This is a genomic window from Streptomyces sp. P9(2023) (assembly GCF_032436795.1).
Classification (GTDB): Bacteria; Actinomycetota; Actinomycetes; order Streptomycetales; family Streptomycetaceae; genus Streptomyces.
This window is the reverse complement of the sequence record NZ_JAUPWM010000684.1, coordinates 1-252: the sequence shown is the minus strand read 5'-3', so window position 1 is coordinate 252 and position 252 is coordinate 1. Positions and strand designations below refer to the sequence as shown.

The following is a 252-nucleotide window of genomic DNA, read 5'->3' as shown; positions in this document are numbered from 1 at the left end:
CGCCGACTAGGGTGCCCCCCAATCCACTTGACAAAAATAATACCATAGGCCGTCTGAAACATGAAATCAAAAGAATTTTTCCGCGAGCTTGAAGAATACGCCGCAGAGCTGCGCCGCACCATTGAGGCGGAGGTGGAGGGCTTTTCGACCGCGCCCGAAGACATCAAGGCGCGGCGCGAAAAGGTTTTAGATCCTGTGGGCGGCTATGAGTATTTTACAAAAAACTATTTCCCTCACTATATCAGTAGCGGC

1 protein-coding gene is annotated in these 252 nt (G+C 51.2%); it reads left to right on the top strand.

All coding sequences use genetic code 11. The annotated features are described in order from the left end of the window. Nucleotides 1–60 precede the first annotated feature (60 nt). On the top strand, nt 61–252 hold a 192-nt coding region (locus tag Q5762_RS39110), incomplete at its 3' end, for a hypothetical protein (RefSeq protein WP_315897077.1).